Origin of the sequence: Achromobacter sp. (assembly GCF_032113835.1) — a bacterium.
Lineage (GTDB): Bacteria > Pseudomonadota > Gammaproteobacteria > Burkholderiales > Burkholderiaceae_B > Achromobacter.
On record NZ_DAMCTG010000159.1, the window covers coordinates 1 to 5,171 of the forward strand.

Consider the following 5,171-nt stretch of genomic DNA (forward strand, 5'->3'; position numbering starts at 1 on the left):
TCGCTGCGGTTCTGGCCCCAGGCGTAGGCCAGCGTGGCGCCCAGCTTCCAGGTATGCGACATGGCATAGGAAGCGCCGAATTCCCCGCCGAAGATCCGGGCATCGACGTTCGTAGCCTGGGAGGTGGCTCCCATCATCCCGCCGGACGTGTAATTGAAAAGGATGAAGTCCTGCACGTAGCCCGCATACCCGGAGAACCAGGCGTCCAGCGTTTCGGTCTTGTATTGGGCGCCGAAATCGAGCTGAGTGGTCTTTTCCGGCTTGACGCCCTGGAAGGCGTTGACCGAACCGGCCGGACCGCGCTTGGGCGAGAACAGTTCCCAGTAGTCCGGGAACCGCTCGACATGGCCCAGCCCGATGTAGAGGGTGGCGGGCAGCGATTCCAGGTCTTTTTCATAGCGTAGAAAGCCGCTGGGCAGCGTGTCGTTGCGGCGCTCGCCCGCCGTGGGATTGGGCATGGCCATCATCATGCCGCCGGTGGTCTGCCGGAAATCCTTGACCGACGCCCAGTCGACGCGGGCGCCGCCGATCACTCGGCTGTCCGGTGCGGCGCGCCAGGTCAGTTCGCCAAAAACGCCCGAGTTGGAAAAATCTGCATCCTTGACCCACGGCTGGCTGCGGTACGACACGGTGTCCGTGCCGCTGCGGGCGCGGTGGCGGCTTTGCTGGAAGTCCATCCCCGCCTCCAGGCTGGTGTCCTGCGACAACGTCCAGGTGGTCGCGAAGCGTCCGCCCCAGGTCGCGCGGTCCACATCCGAGGCCATGGCCATCGCCATGGCGCTGGACGGGTCCGGCGCGCGCAGCGTGTAGTTGTCCATGACGTGGTCGGCGTAGTTGTAATAGAGCTGCGCCTCGACCTGATTCAGCACGGGACCGAGGTTCCGCTTTTCAAAGCGCAGTCCAAAACTTTCCCGCTTGAACTGCGAGCCGTCCATGCCCCGGCCGGCATAGCGGGCCTCGCCGTCGCCCGTCCCGGCGGTCAGTTCATACAGCGTGTCCGCATCCGGCGTGAAGCCCAGCGTGACATCCGCGTTCCATTTGTCCCAGCGCGACGGCACGGTGTTGCCGTCGCCGTCCTTGTAGTCCTGCGAATGCGAGTGGTTGGCGGTGACCCGCGTATAGACCTTGTCGTTGCCGATGGTCAGGTCCGCCGTCTGGTCGTTGCGGCCGAAGGAGCCGCCGGTCAGGCTGCCGTCAAAGCGCACGCCTGGCTCATCGAACCGCGGCGTGTCGCGGTCGAAGCGGACGGTGCCGGCCGATGCGCCCGGCCCCCACAGCACGGTTTGCGGTCCCTTGATGACGGTGAGCTGGTCGAAGTTCTCGGGCGAAATATAAGAGCTGGGCGCATCCATCCGCGACGGGCAGGCGCCGGGCATGGAGGTGCCGTTGGTCAGGATATTCAGGCGCGAGCCGAACATGCCGCGCAGCACCGGGTCGCCGTTGGTGCCGCCGTTGCGGATGGCCGAAAAGCCGGGGATGGTCTTGAGATAGTCGGTGCCGTCGCTGGCCGGCAGCGGCTGGCGGGGCAGCTTCGGGTCGGTCGTGAAGGTCAGCGGCGCGCTGGGGGCGACGCCCATGATGACGACGGGATCGAGTGTGGTCACGCCGTCCGGCACGGGCTGCGCGGCAGCGGAGAACGTGGCGGCCATGGCGGCGGCCAGGCAGGTCATGCGAAGGGATTGCTGTTGCTTGCACATAGGGAATCTGGACCAACTTGGGATGGGTGTCGGGGTTTGCGACGCAGGGGCTGCGGCAAGATGGACAGGCGCTAACCGGCGGCGGCGCGTCCACCAACAGTGGGCGCCGCGATGCAAACCGGTGAAGCCGAGAGAAATGCCGTCAGGCGACGGATGGCGGCGCGCGCGGCTGCTGCTGCAGGCGGGCAAGCGCACTGGAGGAGAAGAGAGGAACGTCGGCGGCGGGCGCCGTATCGGGCTGCGCCAGCGTGGGCAGCAGCCAGGCAAGCAGCCATAGTCCGGGCAGCGTGGCGCCGCCCAGCATGGCGCAGCCGGCGACGCAGCAATGCGGCATGGCGCCGCTGTGCTGCTCCGCGCCCTGCGTGGCGCCTTCGACGCCGATGGTGACGACGCGCGGCCCGCTGGCCGTGCAGATGATGGTGGTGGCGCCTGAGACGCTGGATGTGCCGGCGGGGCTGGGCGCGGCGAGCGCCGCCGAGGCGATCAGCGCCTGAAAGACGAATAGCGCCGCCGCGAACAGTGAAACCCATCGTCTTGCAGCAGTGGCGCTTGTGTACATCAGATCCCCTTGACGCCGCAGATGGTAGCGCGGTTCCGGCCCCGAATCCGGCCGGCCCGCGTCCATCTGCACTGCCCGTTGACGCATATCAAGCGCGTCTGGCCGCTACCCAGCGCAATACGTCAATCACCAGGAACACAGCCAGGCTCACGCCCATCACCGGCAGACTCCAGCCCAGCGCCAGCGCGATGACAGCCACGCCGATCCGTCCGGGCCAGGACAGGTCGCGCCAGGCATGGGTCAGCGTCTGCGCTGCCGCGCCCGCAGCCGGACGGCGCAGCCACCACATCCGGTAACCCAGCACGATCATCGTCGTCAGCGCAAGGCCGATGGCGGCCATCAGCAGCTGATTGGGCCAGCCGAACAGGATGCCCATGTGCATGTCCACGCCCCAGCGGATCAGCTTGGCGATGAGCGGAAAGGTGTCAAAGTCCGCACGGCTGGTGATGGCGTAGGTTGCGGGGTCCACGGCGATGGTGTCGACCTGGGTCGGCCAGGAACGGTCCACCTCGCGCACCAGCCAGGCCTGGCCCGCGCCGCGCGGCGGCCGGATTTCGAGCTGGCTGCTGTCGATGCCGCCCTGGCGCGCGGCCTGCAGCACCCGGTCAAAACCTGCCGGCACATTGTCCGGGGCCGGCGCCATGGCGGCATGGTCATGCTGGCCGCCATGATGATGATGGGCGTGCTCGCCGCCCTCGTGCATGGCGGCTATGGAGGCGGCGGGCGATCCCGCGGCGGGCGATCCCGCGGCGGGCGTCCCCGCGGCGGGCGTCCCCGCGGGGGGCGTCCCCGCGGCCGGCAGTTTCAACGACACCGCCGGCGTGATCCACCCCAGCTGCGCGCGCAATTGGTCCACGCGCGCACCGGCCCAGTTGGACCACGTCAGCCCCGTGGCCGAAAAGAACACCAGGCCGATGCCGATCCACAACCCCAGCAATCCATGCCAGCGCCGGGCGCGCAGGCGCGGGCTGCGTGCCTCCATCGCCTTGTCTCGTGCACGCCGGGCAAACCAGAGCACCAGCCCGCCCAGCGTCGCAATCCACAGCCACGACGCCGCCAGTTCGCTGTAGTTGCGCCCCAGGTCGCCCAGCATCAGATTGCGGTGCAGGTAGTCCAGCTTGGTCCGGAAAGGCAGCGTGCCGCTGGTGCCGTAAACCACCATGTCGCCCTGGATCTTCAGCGTGACGGGGTCCACGAACAGCGCACGGGCTTCGGAATCGCCCATGCCGGGCTGCGTGAACATGACGCGTGTGGTTTCGCCGGGGTCGGGCGGGGGACGGACGGCGAACAGCCGCGGGCCCGGTCCGACCTGGCTTTGCGCGGCCTCGACCTGCGCTGCCAGCGGCTGCGCCGTGCCGGTGGAAGTGGTGCGCAACTGGTCGGCGTAAATCAGGTTTTCCAGCTGCGGGGTCAGCACGAACAACGTGCCGGTCACCGCCGCGACCAGGATGAACGGGCCAACGAACAGGCCTATATAGAAATGCAGCCGGTTGATCAGCGCGAGCAACGCGCTGCCGCTTGCCGCCCGGGGCCGCGCGGACGCGGCGGGGCTAACCAGGGTGTCAGTGGACATGATGATCTCGAAAACAACGGACGCCGCCTGCGGCAGGCGGCAATCGTGCGCGCGGGGCGCACGGCGACGGATGTCATCCGGTGATTCGAGGCGGTGCGCGTTGTCCCAGCGGCGGGCCGGCGGCCGGCATGGGCGGCCGGGGGCTGTCGGTCAGCCGGGGCGTCTGCACCCACCAGCCGAGCAAAGCGGGAACCAGCGTCACGGCAGGCGGTACGAGCAGCGCCTGGTGCGCGCTCAGTCCAAATGGGCACTCCTGACCGGCGCCAATGTGCTGGGAAGAATCGTGGTGCCCGTGATGGCCATGGGCGGCGTCGGCGTGGGCGGTGTGCGGATCGGCCAGACCCGGCATGCCGGGAAACACCCCGCCGCCCGCGGCGCAAAACCCCAGCGCCAAGCGGCCGTGCTTGAGCGCCTGAACGTCCGGCATGTATCCGACCGGCACGAACGCCCGCACCGCCAGCAGAACCAGCAGCAACAGCCGCGCGAGGGCGGCGGCGCAGGCTGGGCGTAAGGACGGACAGGAGGATCGGGTATGCATGCGGGGTTCCAGGCGACGGCCGATACCGTCGCCAACCCGGCATTTTAAACATCGCACCGCCAACTCCGGAGGCTTTGCGCTGGCGCCGCCCCGTCGGAACGAAGGGTTAACTAAGACAATTGAGAACTATTATTGCTAGAATTCCGCCTGACGCCTCCCTTAAACGGGTCCAGGCATACCTTTTTCGTCTACCGGATAGCTTTTGAATGGCCAAGCCATCGCGCTCCAAATTATGGTTTCTCGTCCACAGTTGGCTGGCCTTGCCAATCTGGATCTTCCTTTTCTTCATCTGTGCGACCGGAACCATCGCCGTCATCAGCCAGGAAATCGTTTGGCTGATCAATCCCGCCGTTCGCGCCCAGGCGCCCGATGCCGATACGCCCCGCATGGGCTATCAGGCCCTGATGGACTCCATCGCCAAGCAGGAACCCCAAGCGTCGGTGCAGCGCCTGTCCTGGCCTGAAGAATCCCAATTCGCCCTGACGGCAGCGGTCGGTTATCCCGGCGCGCGCTTCACGTCCATCTACGTCAACCCGTACACCGGCCACGTGCAAGGCCCCGCCTTGAACTTCGACTTGCGTCAGTTCATGCGCGCGCTGCACGGCTGGCTGCTGATCCCCTTCAACAACGGCTATAGCTGGGGCTGGTACCTGGTCTCGCTGCTGTCGTTGCCGATGCTGCTGTCGCTGATCACCGGCCTGGTGGTCTACAAGCGGTTCTGGCGCGCCTACTTCCAGAAGCCGCGTCTGCGCTTCGGCCAGGGCGCCCGCATTTTCTGGGGTGACTTCCACCGCCTATCGGGCC

The 5,171-nt window shown here is 67.3% G+C and carries 5 protein-coding genes; 1 reads left to right on the plus strand and 4 read right to left on the minus strand.

Annotated elements, in window-relative coordinates:
* From RT697_RS26800 to RT697_RS26815, 4 genes are all read right to left on the minus strand, one after another.
* The coding region (locus RT697_RS26800) for a TonB-dependent copper receptor (RefSeq protein ID WP_313702656.1) at positions 1-1,697 on the minus strand (1,697 nt) is incomplete at its 3' end.
* A gap of 142 nt (positions 1,698-1,839) precedes the next feature.
* Entirely contained in the window at positions 1,840-2,256 is a 417-nt protein-coding gene (locus RT697_RS26805) for a DUF2946 family protein (protein WP_313702657.1), read from the minus strand.
* Between the two features lie 88 nt (positions 2,257-2,344).
* On the minus strand, positions 2,345-3,829 hold the full coding sequence (locus tag RT697_RS26810; protein ID WP_313702658.1) for a PepSY domain-containing protein: 1,485 nt from the start codon (positions 3,827-3,829) through the stop codon (positions 2,345-2,347).
* Positions 3,830-3,902: 73 nt separating this feature from the next.
* Positions 3,903-4,367 carry a DUF2946 family protein gene (locus RT697_RS26815; RefSeq protein WP_313702659.1) on the minus strand — a complete coding sequence of 155 codons (465 nt, stop codon included), beginning with the start codon at positions 4,365-4,367 and terminating at the stop codon, positions 3,903-3,905.
* A 206-nt stretch (positions 4,368-4,573) separates the two neighbouring features.
* On the opposite strand from RT697_RS26815, the gene RT697_RS26820 reads away from it, so the two are divergent.
* A partial coding sequence (locus RT697_RS26820; RefSeq protein ID WP_313702660.1) for a PepSY-associated TM helix domain-containing protein occupies positions 4,574-5,171 on the plus strand: 598 nt, incomplete at its 3' end.